The organism is Pseudochrobactrum lubricantis, assembly GCF_041929865.1.
Lineage (GTDB): Bacteria > Pseudomonadota > Alphaproteobacteria > Rhizobiales > Rhizobiaceae > Pseudochrobactrum > Pseudochrobactrum saccharolyticum.
The window spans coordinates 21,946-39,051 of sequence record NZ_JBHEEE010000008.1 but is presented as its reverse complement, the minus strand read 5'-3'; the positions used below and the strand labels follow the sequence as shown (position 1 = coordinate 39,051).

At 51.0% G+C, this 17,106-nt stretch carries 17 protein-coding genes; 6 read left to right on the top strand and 11 right to left on the bottom strand.

Annotation, left to right across the window (positions count from 1 at the left end; translation table 11 throughout):
• The first annotated feature begins 26 nt into the window (after positions 1–26).
• Complete coding sequence (locus JNC80_RS15735; protein ID WP_075654928.1) at positions 27–1,478, top strand: NAD-dependent succinate-semialdehyde dehydrogenase; 1,452 nt, start codon at positions 27–29, stop codon at positions 1,476–1,478.
• Positions 1,479–1,664: 186 nt separating this feature from the next.
• Positions 1,665–3,308, top strand: a complete 1,644-nt coding sequence (locus JNC80_RS15730) for an ABC transporter substrate-binding protein (protein ID WP_376710900.1) — start codon at positions 1,665–1,667, stop codon at positions 3,306–3,308.
• 67 nt (positions 3,309–3,375) lie between these two features.
• Here JNC80_RS15730 and JNC80_RS15725 read toward each other — a convergent pair whose 3' ends face one another.
• Positions 3,376–3,825 carry a universal stress protein gene (locus tag JNC80_RS15725; protein WP_075654927.1) on the bottom strand — a complete coding sequence of 150 codons (450 nt, stop codon included), beginning with the start codon at positions 3,823–3,825 and terminating at the stop codon, positions 3,376–3,378.
• A gap of 321 nt (positions 3,826–4,146) precedes the next feature.
• Between JNC80_RS15725 and JNC80_RS15720 the strand changes: the two genes are divergently transcribed.
• Positions 4,147–4,719: a hypothetical protein gene (locus tag JNC80_RS15720; RefSeq protein ID WP_022711693.1), complete on the top strand. Its 573-nt coding sequence runs from the start codon at positions 4,147–4,149 to the stop codon at positions 4,717–4,719.
• 70 nt (positions 4,720–4,789) lie between these two features.
• Here JNC80_RS15720 and JNC80_RS15715 read toward each other — a convergent pair whose 3' ends face one another.
• On the bottom strand, positions 4,790–5,587 hold the full coding sequence (locus tag JNC80_RS15715; RefSeq protein ID WP_306400994.1) for a bestrophin-like domain: 798 nt from the start codon (positions 5,585–5,587) through the stop codon (positions 4,790–4,792).
• 193 nt (positions 5,588–5,780) lie between these two features.
• A complete protein-coding gene (locus tag JNC80_RS15710; RefSeq protein WP_022711695.1) occupies positions 5,781–6,590 on the bottom strand; it encodes an AraC family transcriptional regulator in 810 nt (269 codons plus the stop codon).
• Positions 6,591–6,846: 256 nt separating this feature from the next.
• Here JNC80_RS15710 and JNC80_RS15705 point away from each other — a divergent pair, with 256 nt between their 5' ends.
• On the top strand, positions 6,847–8,052 hold the full coding sequence (locus JNC80_RS15705) for an MFS transporter (RefSeq protein ID WP_075654926.1): 1,206 nt from the start codon (positions 6,847–6,849) through the stop codon (positions 8,050–8,052).
• A gap of 149 nt (positions 8,053–8,201) precedes the next feature.
• Here the strand turns inward: JNC80_RS15705 and JNC80_RS15700 are convergent, their stop codons facing one another.
• Positions 8,202–8,474, bottom strand: coding sequence for a hypothetical protein (locus JNC80_RS15700; RefSeq protein ID WP_075654925.1), 273 nt, complete (start codon positions 8,472–8,474; stop codon positions 8,202–8,204).
• Between the two features lie 190 nt (positions 8,475–8,664).
• Between JNC80_RS15700 and JNC80_RS15695 the strand changes: the two genes are divergently transcribed.
• Entirely contained in the window at positions 8,665–9,033 is a 369-nt protein-coding gene (locus tag JNC80_RS15695; RefSeq protein ID WP_139316356.1) for a hypothetical protein, read from the top strand.
• 36 nt (positions 9,034–9,069) lie between these two features.
• Here the strand turns inward: JNC80_RS15695 and JNC80_RS15690 are convergent, their stop codons facing one another.
• Entirely contained in the window at positions 9,070–9,594 is a 525-nt protein-coding gene (locus JNC80_RS15690; protein WP_376710835.1) for a GNAT family N-acetyltransferase, read from the bottom strand.
• A gap of 380 nt (positions 9,595–9,974) precedes the next feature.
• On the opposite strand from JNC80_RS15690, the gene JNC80_RS15685 reads away from it, so the two are divergent.
• Positions 9,975–10,598 carry a GGDEF domain-containing protein gene (locus JNC80_RS15685; protein WP_376710834.1) on the top strand — a complete coding sequence of 208 codons (624 nt, stop codon included), beginning with the start codon at positions 9,975–9,977 and terminating at the stop codon, positions 10,596–10,598.
• Between the two features lie 95 nt (positions 10,599–10,693).
• Here the strand turns inward: JNC80_RS15685 and JNC80_RS15680 are convergent, their stop codons facing one another.
• The 6 genes from JNC80_RS15680 to JNC80_RS15655 form a co-directional block, all read right to left on the bottom strand.
• Complete coding sequence (locus JNC80_RS15680; protein ID WP_075654922.1) at positions 10,694–11,767, bottom strand: linear amide C-N hydrolase; 1,074 nt, start codon at positions 11,765–11,767, stop codon at positions 10,694–10,696.
• Positions 11,768–11,793: 26 nt separating this feature from the next.
• Positions 11,794–12,600, bottom strand: a complete 807-nt coding sequence (locus JNC80_RS15675) for a porin family protein (protein WP_376710833.1) — start codon at positions 12,598–12,600, stop codon at positions 11,794–11,796.
• Positions 12,601–12,771: 171 nt separating this feature from the next.
• Complete coding sequence (locus tag JNC80_RS15670) at positions 12,772–13,092, bottom strand: Dabb family protein (protein WP_376710832.1); 321 nt, start codon at positions 13,090–13,092, stop codon at positions 12,772–12,774.
• An 8-nt stretch (positions 13,093–13,100) separates the two neighbouring features.
• Positions 13,101–14,756: a GMC family oxidoreductase gene (locus tag JNC80_RS15665; protein ID WP_376710831.1), complete on the bottom strand. Its 1,656-nt coding sequence runs from the start codon at positions 14,754–14,756 to the stop codon at positions 13,101–13,103.
• A 39-nt stretch (positions 14,757–14,795) separates the two neighbouring features.
• On the bottom strand, positions 14,796–15,572 hold the full coding sequence (locus tag JNC80_RS15660) for a 3-ketoacyl-ACP reductase (protein WP_376710830.1): 777 nt from the start codon (positions 15,570–15,572) through the stop codon (positions 14,796–14,798).
• Positions 15,569–17,104 carry an FAD-dependent oxidoreductase gene (locus tag JNC80_RS15655; protein WP_376710829.1) on the bottom strand — a complete coding sequence of 512 codons (1,536 nt, stop codon included), beginning with the start codon at positions 17,102–17,104 and terminating at the stop codon, positions 15,569–15,571. Before JNC80_RS15655 ends, JNC80_RS15660 begins: the two co-directional genes overlap by 4 nt.
• Between the last annotated feature and the right edge of the window lie 2 nt (positions 17,105–17,106).

Genomic DNA, 17,106 nt, shown 5'->3' with positions numbered 1-17,106 from the left:
TCACAAGCATATATACCGGAGGAACTATGTCTCAGACTGCACCGCGCTATCCAGATACCCAGCTTTTGATCAACGGCGAATGGCGCAATGCGCAAAGCGGGCGCACAATTGATGTGTTCAATCCGGCCACCGGCGAAGTGATCGGCAAGGTTGCCCATGCTGAGAAAGTTGATCTCGACGCTGCACTGGATGCCGCCGCCAAAGGTTTTAAAATCTGGAGCGCTAGTTCGCCATTCGACCGTTCCAAATTCATGCGCCGCGCGGCAGATTTACTGCGTGAGCGGGCAGATGCCATTGCACCGATCCTGACCCTTGAGCAGGGCAAGCCGGTAGCGGAAGCCAAAGGCGAAATCCTTGCCGGCGCAGATATTATCGACTGGTTTGCTGAAGAAGCACGCCGCACCTATGGTCAGATCATTCCAGCGCGAGCCGCTGGTGTATCGCAGATGGCATTCAAACTGCCGGTCGGCCCTGTAGCGGCCTTCACACCATGGAACTTCCCGATCAATCAGGTGGTGCGCAAGCTCTCCGCTGCCATTGCCGCCGGTTGCTCAATCATTGTCAAAGCGCCGGAAGAAACACCGGCCTCACCTGCCGAACTGATCCGCGTTTTTGTTGATGCCGGTATTCCGGCCGGTGTGGTCAATCTGGTCTATGGCGTACCGTCAGAAATCTCCGAATATCTGATCCCACATCCGGTAATCCGCAAAATCTCGTTCACTGGCTCTACACCAATCGGCAAAATGCTGGCCGGTCTTGCCAGCCAGCATATGAAACTGTCGACCATGGAACTCGGCGGCCACGCACCGGCGATCATCTTTGACGATGCCGATGTGGAAGGCGCGGTTAAAACACTGGCTATGTCCAAATTCCGCAATGCCGGTCAGGTTTGCGTTTCGCCGACCCGCTTCCTCGTGCAGGAAAAGGTCTATGAGCAGGTCGTTGAATCCTTCACTGAAAAAGCCAAAGCCATCAAAGTCGGCAATGGTTTTGACGAGGGTGTGCAGATGGGGCCGCTGGCCAATGAACGCCGTATCCCTGCCCTTGAATCCCTGATTCAGGATGCCGTGGACAATGGCGCGCGTCTGATGACCGGTGGCCGCCGTATAGGCAATGTCGGCAATTTCTTTGAGCCGACCGTGCTGGCCGATGCACCTAAAACCGCACGTATCATGAATGAAGAGCCTTTCGGCCCTGTGGCTGTCTTCTCTTCCTTCAAAACACTGGATGAAGTGATTGATGAAGCCAACCGCCTGCCATTTGGTTTGGCGTCCTATGCCTTTACCCGTTCCGCTGAAAATGCACGCGAACTGGGCATGCGCATTGAGGCTGGCATGACAACAATCAACCATCTCGGCCTCGCGCTGCCGGAAGTGCCGTTCGGCGGCATCAAGGATTCCGGCTATGGCACAGAAGGCGGCTCAGAAGCGATCAATGCCTATCTGACCACAAAATTTGTGACCCATCTGGTTATCTGACATTATTTTATTGCCAGACATTACGCCCCGCCGGTGATCACACCGGCGGGGTTTATTTATCCTCATGACTAATAAAATTATTCAGAATTCGTTTGATCTTTCAGATTGTTGCGTTACGCTCCTGACCGAGCCGGCCAAAAACAAAAACACGGCCGCGTGAATGAGGGGAACTACAGCATGACACTGATGACAACAGTCAAAAAACACAAGCTGAACAAGCTCGCACTGGCGCTGGCATTCAGCACAGCTTTAACAGGCTCAGTGCTGATGGGCGCAGCCAATGCTGCCACACCGGCAGATACGCTGGTGATCGCCATGGCGACCGATGATGTGATTTCGCTGGATCCGGCGGAATCCTTTGAAATTACCACAGCAGAAATTCTGGCCAACAGCTATGGCCGCCTGCTGCGCACAGACTATAAAGACCCGTCCAAGCTGGTCGCTGATATTGCCGAGAGCTGGGAAGTTGCTGAAGACGGCAAGACTTTCACCTTTAAAATCCGCAAAGGTCAGAAATTTGCCTCCGGCAATCCGATTACCGCACATGATGCTGCTTTTTCGCTGCAACGCGCGGTGAAGCTCGATCAGAGTCCTGTTTTCATTCTCAGCCAGTTCGGCCTGACCAAAGACAATGTGGATGAGAAAGTCTTTGCCAAAGATGATGACACGCTGATTTTCACCTCGGAAAAAGCCTTTGCACCAAGCTTTGTTTATAACTGTCTGACTGCCACAGTCGGCTCTGTTGTTGACAGCAAGCTGCTCAAAGAACACGCGAAACCGGTCACACCGACTGCGGATTCCAAAGCAGATAATGATTTCGGCCATGAATGGCTGAAGCGTAATTATGCAGGCTCCGGCGCTTATGCAATCAAGGACTGGCGTCCGAATGAAATCATTATGATGGAGCGCAATGAGTCTTACGACGGTGAAAAACCACCGCTCAAGCGCATTATCTATCGCTATGTGAAGGAAAGCGCATCGCAGCGTATTATGCTGGATGCCGGTGATATTGACATTGCCCGTAATCTCGAACCGGGCGATCTTGAGGCCATCTCCAAAGATGAGCGCTTCCACACGGCCAGCGCGCCGAAAGGCACCATCTATTATTTCAGTCTCAACCAGCAGAACGAGACATTGTCCAAGCCGGAAGTCCGTCAGGCTGTAAAATATCTGGTGGATTACAGCGCTATTCAGTCCACCCTGATTAAGGGCATCGGCACGATCCACCAGAATTTCCTGCCCGCCGGTATGCTTGGTTCAACGGACGAAAACCCGTTCAGCCTCAATGTTGAAAAAGCCAAGGAACTGCTGGAAAAAGCCGGTCTGAAAGACGGTTTCACCATTACCATGGATGTACGCAACACACAGCCGGTCACCGGTATTGCAGAATCCATTCAGCAGACTTTTGCCAAAGCCAATATCAAACTGGAAATCATTCCGGGCGACGGCAAACAGACACTCACCAAATATCGCGCACGCAAGCATGATATTTATATCGGCCAGTGGGGCATCGATTACTGGGATCCGCATACCAATGCCGATACATTCGTGACCAATCTGGACAATAGCGACAATGCGGTTTCAAAAACCAGTGCATGGCGCAATTCGTGGGAAATTCCTGAACTAACCCAGAAAACGCTGGCCGCTGTTATGGAAAAAGACGCTGACAAGCGCGCACAGCAATATCTGGATCTTCAGAAAGAGTTCCGCGATACCAGCCCGTTCACCATGATCTATCAGCTGAACGAAGTGGCGGTTGTGTCCAACAAGGTGAAAGATTTTATCATTTCACCGGATACCAATTATGTGCTGAAAGCCTCAAAAGAATAACCAACAGAAACGGCCGCAGACTTATATCTGCGGCCGTTTTCAAATCCTGTTGCTAAGAGGTCGCCGTTTAGCGCACAACTAATATAGCCGTTTTGGTATGTGTCAGCACTTCACTGGTCTGGCTGCCCAGCAATAAGCGGCCGATACCGCGGCGGCCATGGGATGTCATCACAATCAGATCAACATCACTGTGCTGGCTGAAATCGATAATCGCCTCGGCAGGCCAGCGCTCATCAATATGTTTCAGCGTGGCAGTAATACCGGCTTTGGTGGCCGCCTCACCAGCCGCTTTGAGAATATCCTGCGCCTGTCGCGCCTGATTTTCATTATAGATTTCGATATCTTTCGGGCTGGCAATCCAGCCTGCGCTGCTGGCAGTTGCCATCATCGGAAAAGGCTCGGTCACAGTCAGAATAGTCACTTTGCTTCCAAGTTTAGAGGCCAGTTGCAGCCCCTGTTCCAGACCTTTTTGTGCAAGCTCAGATCCGTCCGTAGCAATCAAAATATGCTTATACATTATGCTGTCCCTGCCCCGTTAAATGACCTGTCTTCAGTGAAGCCGGAGCCAAAGCATCAGTAAACCTCACGCTGAAGCAGATTTTATCTTAAAACGCATAATACCATGTGTGAAGCCGGATTCCGCACAATGCGATCAACAAAATAGCGCAAAACGGCAGAGATCCAAGAATTACCGGCAATTACAACTTAAAATAATAAAATATTGTGATACCATCATTTCAGTAACATGGTAAAATTATCATGTTACTTCAAAGATAATAACTTTGAAGAAGGCAGACTTTATTCCGGAAAGGTACTCAAACGCTGCAGGAGAAATAAAATGAAACTTATTTCTAGAATTTACGATCATTACGGCTCTGCAAAACAGGTCGTGCATAATCTTGAGGCTGCAGGCTTTCCTCACTCTGACATTGTCATTGTCAGCCGCAAATTTGCGGAAGAAGATACAACCATGTGCGATGAAATCGTCAACTATGCCGGTATCGGCACTGTGATTGGCGGTATTGCCGGTTTGATTACAGGTTTCGGCCTGATCGCGGTGCCGGTTGTCGGTTCTGCGGCTTTAACTGCCGGCTGGCTGGTTGCCGCTTCGATCGGTATGCTGACCGGCGCGGCCATAGGCGGCATTATCGGCAGCGTTATCAGTTCCTTTGCCTCTCACGGCATCAGCAAGGAAGATGCCCGCCTGTGCATTGAAGCCTCCAAGCTCGGCAATACGATTGTCAGCCTGCGCCTGAAAGGCGGAGCCGGAAACCTCACTGAAACACAGGTCAGCCAGATTATGGATGTTCAGGGGGCAATGACTGTTGACCAGTTCCGCGACCGTATCCAGCAACAGCGCAATGCGAAAAATGCGGGTTCCTATACAGGAAAACCGGTTCACCGCACCTGAACTGACAGCGCGACTATGCTGGCTGAGCTTGACGTGATGCCGGTATAACCGGCATCAGATAATGAATAGGCTATCCTTTTTTATGGAAAGCCTCCGGCAAGCTCATCGCATTTTTCTGGCTCGTAAACAGCACGGTCGGATCAATACGCCCGACACCGCGATAAGGGCTGGTATGGATCGCCAGAATCCACATACTCATCGTTGCAGTCACAATATAAATGGCGAGCGCTTTGCGCCCTGCTTTCGGCCTGTCCGCATGAACAGAGGCTATAACGACCAGAGTCAAAACAGTCAGGAAAAATACCAGATACCACTTGTAATGATTGACAGAGCTTGATCCCAACGCAAGACGCGCATTACGGGCATCCTGCATTTCATCAAAATCCCGCACCATCTGCGACATCAATGCCCCCGGTATATCGCCGCGTGCAAGGCTGATCATCGAGACACGGATATTCTGCAACGCCTCCTCAACCGCGCGGGCGGGCTGGGTATTGTAGCCTTTATGCCATTCCTCAGAAATCACTGTTACACGGTAAACTGTGAGCGCCTTGAGCAAAACCGGATCATTCAGAGCCTCCGGCCGCGCCATACCGATCAGACGGGTGATAGATGAGCGTTCTTCGCTAGCGGCCTGATCTGCACGGCCATTCACCGTCCAGATATCAGCAGCGACAAAGCCCAGCGCCAAAGCCCATGCCGTTGCAATTGTGCCGACAAATGCTGCGATCGGCAGCGTCAGAATATCTTTCGATGCCTGTCTTGCGAAAATGCGCAGAAACACCAGTCCGACTGCATAGAAAATGATGCCACAAATACAAAACAGCAAGAACATCAAAGCTGGTGATATACCGAACAAATGGTGCATTCTGCCCCCTCCGAGCAAATAACGCGCAAACTATAATAGAAAAAGTCCGGAGTGCTTTTGCGCTCTCTTCACTGTTTGCACAATATACTGCCGTACATTAAATAACAGTTCAATGCCAGAGCATGTCTCGCATAGGTGGGTACTGATTTGAGTACCAAGCCATGCGTAAAAACAAAGAATATCTCATCCCTTTTTATCCGGCATAACCGGCTTGCTGGCGCATATAATCTCGCGGAGAACTGCCGAGCATACGCTTGAACATTGTCGTATAGGCCGCAGCACTTTCATAACCGGTATCGAAGGCAACCGATGTAATCGGCTCACCGGAAGCAAGCTTTGGCAGTGATGCGAAAATACAGGCCTGCTGACGCCATGTCACAAAACTCACACCGGTCTGCGCACGGAACAGCCTTGTAAAAGAACGGCGGCTCATACCCATTTTCTCTGCCCAGCTGTCAATATCCGCAGCCGGATCAGGCGCTTTTAAAAATGCTTTGCACAATGCAGCCAGTGCCGGCTTTTCCGGAAACGGCAGTCCCAGCTCACGCACCGGCAGGCGCTTAATCTCATGGAGCAGCAGGTCAAAAAGCAAGCCACTGCGCTCATCATCCGCATCAGGTTTTTGCAGCTTCACTACCTCTGCGAGCAGGCTGCGCACCAGCTCATTAACCGACAACACGCAAGGATGACCGCTATGGTCATAGTCGCGCATATAGACCGATTGCATTTCAACACCGGAGAACATTTCAACCCGATGTTCGATACCGCGCGGAATAAGCAAAGCATGATCCGGCGGGATCATCCAGCGCCCGCGCTCAGTTACAACCAGTGCAACGCCTGAACGCGCATAAAGAAACTGCGTTCGGGAATGGCGGTGCATCGGGATCAGCAAGCCGCCCGGATATTGTCTGGCAAGGGCTACAACCGGATCAGCGGCATGTTCGATCAGATGAAAACCCTGCGAAATCAGTGTATTTATATCATCAGGACTATTTAAATGCATGATTTGGCCCAGTTAAGAAACTTTACGTCCTTAGCACGAAAGCAGGCCAGAGAAAAGCGGACTAAGCAGAATGCTGCCAGTCAGAGAAAAATCAAAAAGCGGCATCCGGTCAGATAAGGCACAGAGCATCATCTTTATCGGCGCTGAACGCTACATGAAATATTGACCTCTGACTTACAGAAAGAATGCATATATCCGGCTGATGCCGGACAGCGCGTGACTTCAAAAAAGGCATAACATATCCGGAGCACTTGCAATGACGACCGTGACCAGCCAGTCACCAAAAATAACTGAAGCCACAACTGTTTCACTGATTGTGGTTGTCAGCTTCTGCCACATGTTCAACGATATTATGCAATCGCTGCTGTCAGCGATCTATCCGTTGATTAAAACCAATTATAATCTGGATTTCCGTCAGATCGGCTTCCTGACCATGACCTTCCAGATCACGGCCTCCCTTCTGCAACCGGTCATCGGCATTATCACCGACCGCTGGCCGATGCCTTATTCTCTGCCGCTCTCCAGTGTCAGCACATTCACCGGCCTTTTGCTGCTCGCCAATGCCGACAGCTATACGGTGCTGCTGATCGGCTCCAGCCTGATTGGTCTGGGATCGGCGATCTTTCATCCAGAGGCTTCACGTGTGGCGCGTATTGCCTCCGGTGGTCGCCACGGCTTTGCCCAGTCCCTGTTTCAGGTCGGCGGCAATTTCGGCTCGGCACTCGGCCCTCTGCTTGCCGCTTTCATCATTCTGCCAAATGGTCAGTCGAGCGTTGCATGGCTGGCAATCATTGCGGTTTTCGGCTTTATCGCGCTGACCCGCGTCAGCCGCTGGTATGCTGAGAAACAGCGTCAGAGCAAAAACAAACCTGCTGCAGACCGCACTCTGCCGCTGCCGCAGGGACGCGTGATGTTCGCCATTTTGGTTCTGGTGCTGCTCACCACGACCAAGAATGTGTATATGGCCAGTATTTCCAGCTATTTCACCTTCTTCGTCATCGAGAAATTCGATGTCACGGTACAAAATGCCCAGCTGATGCTGTTCCTGTTCCTCGGTGCATCGGCAGCCGGTGTTTTCATCGGTGGTCCGATCGGTGACAGAATGGGCGCCCGTTTCGTCATCTGGTTCTCGATCCTCGGCGTTATTCCTTTCGCCCTGATGATGCCTTATGCCAACCTGTTCTGGACCTGTGTTCTGGCCGTTGTCATCGGTATTATCTTCTCCTCGGCATTCTCCGCAATTGTGGTCTTTGCACAGGAGCTGGTACCGGGACGTGTCGGCATGATCGCCGGTGTATTCTTCGGCTTCGCATTCGGTGCGGGCGGTATCGGGGCTGCATTGCTCGGCGATTTTGCCGACAGCCACGGCATTGAATATGTCTATTGGCTGTGTTCATTCCTGCCACTGCTCGGCGTGCTGACAATCTTACTGCCGCGCCTGCCGAAAAAAATGGCCGCATAATCGGCCTAGAAAAGAGAACGGGGAAGACCTTACGGTCTTCCCCGTTTTTTTATCTCAATCATTCTTCCGGAGCGCACTTTTCCGTCGGGACCTAATCGCCGGAAAAGCAAAACGGGAACCGCCGCCTGCTCCGGAACAAAGACCGGATATTATTTTTTGATGCTTTCCAGCAGCTCGTCATAAGCCTTGCAGGCTTCATTCATATCAGTGGTACCCTGATATTTGGTCTGCATTTCCTGCGACTTTGTCATAATTTCCTGAGCGCGGCTCGGATCTTTCGTCAACACTTCCTGAATTGCAGCAGTTAAGTCTGTTGCTTTCTTGGTCAGTTCTTCCTGCGTGCAGGCAGATGCTGCGGAACTTGCAGCAGCAGAGATGAGCAGTGCAGAAAAGGATGCAGCAACCAGTGTTTTGAATTTCATAGAAGTATCTCTCTTTATGATCTGTCGATAAACGAGCAATATTTTATGCACCGGCAGCTTATGTTGGTGTTTTTATCTTTCAAAATAACAAATTATTTTCACTTAAAACAAAAACCACCTGCCAGTGACAATATTTCCATTTCTGCCAAAAATGGATTATAGAAAGCAACAGGACTATGGGGGGAGCAATATGTTGCGAGTGGTGTTTTTGTCTGTTTCGGTACTGGGTATGACGACGAATGTCTGGGCACAGCCCATAGATACATACTGGGCACGCTTGAGCAAACAGGATCATTACAACTCATCAGGCGTGGCGCTGAATTCCGCAGCCACGATTATCCGTCAGGATCGTGCCAATTTTTACATTTTTGGCAAAATGGATCCGGAAGATGAATCCGATGTGTTTTTCAACGACAAGGCGAACCGCGCAAAGCTGGAGAAAATGCTTTCCGAAGGCTCACTTTCCGACCGCGACCGCGCAATTATTGAAAACGGCACACCGCTGATACGCGTGGACATTCATCCGGAACATGTCGAAGTCACTGTCGCGCAGGACTAGAGCGTGTCGCGTTTAATTGCACACGCTGCGCTTGCTCTAAACAGATTTCAGGTCTTTCCAGAAATAGATCGTACCGGTCAAAGTGCCGAAAGGATCGAGAGCGAAATCCGGCACCTCGCCGACCCGTTTAAAGCCCAGCCGCTCATAAACTGATACCGCAAGACTGTCGCTTGCCGTATCAAGCATCAGATGTGTGCGGCCATGCTGCAATGCCAGAGCTTCCGCAGCCTGCATCAGCAATGTTGCCACACCGCGCCCGCGACAGGAGACAGAGGTCATCAGCTTGCTGATCTCCGCACGATGCGGCTGGTTCGCGGTCTGCACCAGAACCAGACTGACTGTACCGGCAAGCTTCTCACCGTCAAAAGCACCGAGAATAATCCGCTCTCCGTTCTGCGCAGAGTTCATCGCACCCTCCCAGAATGCCTCTGCCGTTTCCGGCTCAAGAGGATGCATGAAGCTGACAGACCCGCCGCTGGCGACTGTTTCAACCAAAAGATCGCGCAGCTGTGCGATACGTCTATTATCATAAGGCAGAGGTTTAATTTCGAAGCCAGTCATAACCATCAGCTTTCACAAGAATGAAAATCCGCATAAATTATTTTGAGCGCAATCCTGCTGTAAACAGCATAAATTACTAGTTTTAAAAAAATCAATAAATATTTGAATTATCTAATTTAAAACAGAGCCAATATGCTCTCAAAATAAAAAAGCAATTTAAAAAACTTGCCCTCATAATCGGGCAAACTTGCTGGTCATAATTAGGAAAGCTGCTTAAGAGCAACCTTAGCAATGGTCTGGGGGCTGATGTGTATCAAATTCTTTTAAAAGCAACATTCGTGACTGCCTTGGTCGTCGCGTTGAGCCAGATATTTTCATTCAGCATCCGTTATGCATCCGGCCAGCCCTTCACTGCTTTTGTCTTTCTGATGAATTCAATTATGCCTGTACTGACCGGCTTTCCGATCAGCATGTATATTTTCATACAAAACGCCAAACTGAAAAAGACATCAGACGAGCTGACAGAGGCTAACAGGCTGTTGCAGATACGCGCCGACACTGACAGCATGACCGGTCTTCTGAACAGAAATGCTTTTCTCGAGCAGGTCAAACACGCCAACAAAAACTGCACGCAAGCAGCATTGCTGGTGATAGACGCCGATAATTTTAAAAACATCAATGATCTTTACGGTCATCACGCCGGTGACAAAGCTCTGACTGCAATTGTCAGCGCGCTCCGCTCGCCATTGCGGGTGGATGACCTTATCGGCCGTATCGGTGGTGAAGAATTTGCCGTATTCCTCAGCAATACCAATATGGCTGAGGCGCAGAATATTGCCGAGCAATTACGCAAGAGCGTTGAGGCAATCAATTTCATGCCCCTGCCGGATCAGCCTTATCCGCTGACAATCAGCATCGGCATCGCCCTTTCCTCCGGCATTGTGACTACCGCACAGCTCATCCGCATGGCAGATCAAAGCCTGTATCAGGCAAAAGCAAACGGCCGTAATCAGGTGGTGCTCAACCAGCAAAGCCTCGGCCACAACCGCAACACCACCGGTTAAGCCGAGTGCATGCGCACGGACATATCAAGCCACAAAAAAGACCGTTCGCAATGTCTGCATAACGGTCTTTTTCGTTTGAGTGCTAGTGAAAGTGCTTATTCGAGCCCGAGAAACTGAAACGGCTCTGTTTCCTTAAACTGCTCATTCACATTGCCGGCAAAGACATTGGTCTGATTTTCACCCAGATCGAGTTTTTTGACCTTACCGGTCTCAGCGGAGAAGTCCATGCCTTTCAGATCGACCCAGAATGTATTGGGTGTGAGTGCAGACTCAAAGAAATAAAGTTTGCGCTTCTGATCGGCCACAGTTCTCCAACGTGTGGAAGAGATATTCGGCTGATCCGGTGTGGTAATACCATATGGCACCGACACATTGCGAATAACGCCAAACACACTTGCCAGCGCCACATCCGGATTTTCGCTCTTCGGAATGGCATTAATATAGAATGATGCGCGGGCAAAACGGTCTGCGGCACGATTGGTGCCCGGCAGCATGACTGTGCCGCCGATCTGCTGCCAATAGCTGTTCAGTGCCAGCTGCTGGTCAAAAGTCGGGGAATTCGTCATGACCTGATATTTACGGTTGTGATGAATAACCTGCTTGCCGTCGATATATTCGATAATTGCGCTGTCACCACTCGCATCGGAAATGGCCAGATGCAGCGTTGCCAGTCTGCTTTCACCCGGAACCTTATCGGTAACAATCGTATAAGGCTCGGTCTTCAGCGCGGCAACGGCTTCTTCCACCGTTGCATAATTATCAAGCACATATTGCGCCCAGGCAGCAATTGTCAGGCCGGGCTTGTCTTTTGTAAATTCCGGATATTCAGATTCTACCAGCCATAAAACGCTGGCAGAAAGCCCGACTTCATTCATGCCGTCTGTGGTTGCAATATCATAGCCCGAAGCGATGACGCTGCCATATTTCGATGTCCACTCAATCGAGTTTTCACCGGCCTCGCCATTCCGCTTCATGCCCTTCGGAAACAGCCAGAGATTGGTCGCAACATCCACTTTCCAGTCCATGGAACGTGCCGTGATCACATCATCATTTGCACCCTGATAGACGACACGGGTGCAGGCTTCCGCGATCAGCGGCGAAGCGAATAAGGACAATGCAACTGTTTTAGCCACAAGCGCGGAACGAACCGCTTTACGGTGCAGAAACATCAGAAAACCCCGCTTTTTGAATAAGATCAGAACCGCATGGACAGACCGAGAACCGGCCCGTGCTGCACGACATCCCATTTAAAAGTGTGTCCGGTAAAATCATCACCCTGATAATCCTGCGACAGAACGCGGTAGCCAATGCGCAGATTGGTCGGGCGGTCAAACAGGAAAGTCCGGTAGCCGAGATAGGCCTGCGCATTCACGCTGAGTTTGGAGCCGACGCCAAAACCGCCGATATCAGCCTCACCGGACAGATTCCAGCGCTCGTTCATGTCAGTTTTCAGGCGCACACCGATAAACGGATCTGTCCATTCTGCTTTTTTGGTGACACTGAATCTTCCGACAGCAAGATCAGCTTTGATCTTTGTCCAGCGTACACCCACTGTCGGCTCGACTGTAAAACGCTGCGGATCGTTGAAAACGGTTACGCCGCCCAGTTCCTGCTCATAAACGCGATAGAATGCACCACCGGCAATCGAGGTTGTCTTCACATTCAGAGCCAGCTCATTGGCGAACAGGTTTTCATCCTGTGTGGTGGAAACATATTGACCGTCGATATAAAAACCCAGCGGGCCTTTAACAATCTCAACATTTCCCATCACCGCCATATCAAGATTATCAAAAATCTCGGAGAACGGGATATTCACATCCGTATGAATACCGGCCAGAGCAGATTTACCTTTGAGCGAAGCACCCCAGACATAAGGACTGACGATAATCTTCCAGCCATCTTCGGCAATATATTGCGGCTGAGCCACATCGGCAGCCATTGCGTTACACATCATAGCCAGACCGGAAAGCGCTGAAGTCGTGAGAAGTGCAATATTACGCATAAGCAGGCATGCCCCTTGCCGATAAATTAAGAATCTATTGAGAAAATAGATGATTATGGCAGCGGGTCAACTTCCGTCCGAAGTATTCAGCTGGCATTTCCAATAAATAACATGATAAGACAAAAATAAATTGTGCAACCGGATTAAAAAAGCTGCAACAGCAAGCAATGTTCAAACGGTTTTTATTTCCAGATCATAGACCAGCACACCACCTGTACCGCCCTGCGCCGCAGCCACAATTTTCGCGCCGGTTTGCTGATGCTCAGGATCAGCAAGATAGGTATCACGGGATTCAGCATCAGCAAAATCCACAATAAAACCTTCCGAATAACCTTTATCCATGCCGGTTTCAGGGCTGACATTCTTACCAAGATGCACGGCGAGGAGCCCTTTTAAGCGAAATTTTAATGCCACGATTTCTGCAAAAATCGCATCCTTCTCAGCCTGTGAAACCGATGCTTTAAAGTGAATGAAGACACAGTGACGGATCATAAGGTTGCCTATCTAATTTGTGTGCGTGCACGCGGACGGTAATCATTGCGCTCATCAGCAAAAATCACGGCAGGCAGCGGCGGTAAACCGCGGATAATATCCGCTGCTTTTTCCCCCACCATAATGGTTGGCGCATTGGTATTGCAGGACGGCACGCGCGGCATCACCGAACTGTCACAGACACGCAGTCCCTCCAGCCCATGAACTTTAAGATCAAGACCGACAACGGCATCTTCACCCGTTCCCATTTTGCAGGTGCCTACCGGATGATGATCGGTTTTCGCATTGGCACAACCATAATCAAACAAGTCCTGATCGCTCACCACCTGCTTACCCGGTAGTTTTTCCGCCAGAATAAAAGGTTTCAAAGCCGCCTGATCGAAAATTTCGCGTGCGATTTTCAATCCCTCAATCGACATTTTAACATCATGGGGATCAGACCAGTAATTCGGGTCAATCAGCGGCGCAGCCGCCGGATCAGCAGACCGCAACCGCACCGTGCCGCGCGAACGTGGATGCAGATAGGCGGAATTAAGCGTGACACCGGCATTTTTAAGTTTTGCAACACCGGCTTCGATACCGGAGCCGAGGCCAAGATGAAACTGAATATCCGGCGAACGTGCTTGCGGGTCTGCATACCAGAAACCGCCGGTCTCAAACAGGCTGGATGCGACAGGCCCTGAGCGGAACAACATATATTCCAGCCCTGCCCACAATGTGCGATGCAGCTTGGCGACATTGTCATAGGTATGATCGCCCGTGCATTCTGAAATCACAAACAGGTCAAGATGATCCTGCATATTGGAACCCACACCGGCCAGATCGTGCTGAACCGCAACACCGGCAGATTTCAGATGATCCGCAGGACCAATGCCCGATTGCAGCAATAGTTTCGGCGAGCCGATAGCACCGGAACACACCAGAACTTCGCGCTCAGCGCGGATAATCTCTGTGCCTTTGGCAGTGACAATTTCCACACCAACTGCCTGTGATCCCTCCAGCACAATGCGCGTTACGGCAGCACCGAGCCGGATTGTCAGGTTCTTGCGGTTTTTAACCGGCTCAAGATAAGCAAGTGCTGCCGAAGAGCGGCGGCGGTTACGTTGCGTCAGCTGATAAAACCCGACACCGGCCTGTGTCTTACCATTAAAATCATGATTATAAGGAATACCAAGCTCCTGCCCCGCGCGGATATAAGCATCGCAAATCGGCAAGGCAGAAACCGGCATCGACACGCCAAGCGGCCCGCCATAGGCATGATAATCATCAGCAAAACGCTGATTATCCTCAGCACATTTGAAATATGGCAGAACCTCGCGATAGCTCCAGCCTTTGCAACCGTCTTCTTCAGCCCAGAGATCATAATCCGCCGCATTACCGCGTGTATAAAGCTGGGCATTAATCGTCGAACCGCCGCCGATGACTTTAGCCTGCGTATAGCGCAGCACCCGCCCCTTCATATGTTTTTGCGGAACAGTCTCCCAGCCCCAGCTGGCAACACCTTTGGTCATCTTGGCAAAGCCTGCAGGCATATGAAACAACGGATTGCGATCGCTGCCACCGGCTTCCAGCAGCAAAACTTTAACATCAGAATCTTCTGACAAGCGGTTTGCCAGAACACAACCGGCAGGCCCCGCACCGGTGATAATATAATCATAATGCATGGTTCTGATCCTTAAATCAGGTCATTTCAGAAATGCACGTCAGAAGCGCGCAATTGACAGGCCGCCATCCGCAGCAATCACTGTTCCCGTGGCAAAATGCATGGCACCGGAAGCAAGACCGGCACAAATCGCTCCGATATCCGCCGCCTCTCCCCAACGTCCGACCGGCACCAGTCCTTCAGCAATCAGCGCATCATATTTTTCTGAGACTTTTGCAGTCATATCTGTGCGGATAATGCCGGGACGAACCTCAAAAACCGCAATACCACTCTGAGCAAGCCGCAAAGCCAGCCCCTGACTGAAAGCCGATAAACCTGCTTTGCTGACACAATAATCCAACCGCTCGGGTGAACTGGCAGATGCGGAAACCGAGGTAATATTAATGATTGTACGGGGTTTCTGACTGTGCTTCACCGCCAACATTGAGCGTACAACAGCCTGCGTAAAAAAGATTGTACCCCGCAGATTAACATTCATGACCGTGTCAAATTTCTCCGGAAGCAACTCCAGAAAATCCCCGCGTATAACCGAGCCGATACCCGCATTATTCACAAGGCAATCAATTGTGCCAAAGTGCTGAAATATCGCATCAACCGTTGTTTGATGCTGACTGATATCAGACAAATCCGACTGCCAGTAATGCGCATCGGCACCCAGCGCACCGAGTTCCGCGAGTACAGGATCGTCAGTCTGAACGGCCTCTATTCCGGTGACCGCTATATCAAATCCCGACTGCGCAAGCGCTTTGGCAGTCGCGAAGCCAATACCGCGACGGCCGCCGGTAATCAAAGCAACAGGACGCTGTGCAACTGTCATGACTGCAAATCCTTTGCAGAAATATGTGCGGCCACCCGCAATGCCTGTGCAGCAATTGTGAGTGCAGGATTAACCGCCGCAGATGTCGGCAGAAAAGATGCATCAACCACAAACAAATTGGGATGGTCATAGGCACGGCAAAAAACATCCAGCGGTGCCTGTGCCGGATCACTCCCCATCCGCACCGTTCCGCATTGATGTGACGGTGTACGCTTGTCAAAAACACGGGACAAAACGAGCGGAAAGCCAGCCGCCTTCAGCACTGTCTTCAGCTTTTTCACCAGATCAAGATGCGCCTGCCAGTTGGTACGCTGCCACTGCATGATGATGCGTTCGCCATCCACCATAATCCGGCTGTCCGGATGCGGAAGATCCTCGCTCATCGCGTAGAAATCGATGGCATGGGCGGAGAGTTTGTTCAGCATCCATAGCGGTACTTGCGGCAGGCTGGCTTTGAGAATCTGCCCGGAAACACGTCCCAGAAGCTGCACATTCCCTAAAGGTGCGCCACCCTGACCATCGGAAAGATAGAAGTCATTGAGGCCGAAAGTCTTTTGATAAACAGACGTGTTTTTATACCATGGCGACACGGCCAGAACCGCACTCGCATTATGGTTCATGAAGTTACGACCAACCTGCCCTGAGGAATTGGCCAGTCCCTGAACGTGCTGCGCATTGGCTGAGCGCAGCAGCAAAGCGGCAGATTGCACCGCCCCCGCAGACAGGATTACCAGTTTCGGTGTCAGGCGATGCTCAGTGCCGTCTTTCACATAGCAGACACTCTCAATATGCCTGCCGTCAGCCGCCGTGTTCAGTTTTGTCACCCGTGAACCGGTTTGCAAACGGATATTGGAATGCTGCAAGGCTTTGGCCAGCGCAGTCGTTTCGGCATCCATTTTGCCGTCATCGCAATTGGGATGCGCATCCCACGGCGTTTTCGCCTTGCGCAACCAACGCTCCACATCCACACCCAGAGGCAGTGAAAAAGGCTGCAAACCATTAGCCTTCAGCCGTGCCCTTACCTTAGCAATTGCAGGCTCTTCAGGCACAGGCGGAAAGGCATAAGGCTGAGAATGTTTCGGCTCAGTCGGATCGTCACCCGCAGCGCCCCGCACCTGATAAAGCTGCTCGGCTTCAGAATACCACGGCTCAAGCTCTTCATAGGCGAACGGCCATGCAGGAGACACGCCCTCCCTGTGTTGCATCTCCTCAAAATCCTCGGCACGGTAACGCAACAGCACCGCACCATAGAATTTTGAATTGCCGCCGACATTGTAATAATTACCGGGATTAAAAGCTGTATATCCGCCTGCACGGGCGCTTTTCTCATACCAAAACTCGTCTGGCCGGAAAAAGCCGCGCTGAAAAATTGCAGCCTGATCGCGATTTTCCGGTCTGTCCGGCAAATGCCCGCCAGCCTCAAGGATCAGAATATCAGCGCCGCTCGCCGCCAGCCCCGAAGCGATTGTTGCCCCGCCGATACCTGAACCGATAATGACAATATCCGGCTGCCTGGATGAGAAAGTACCCATGC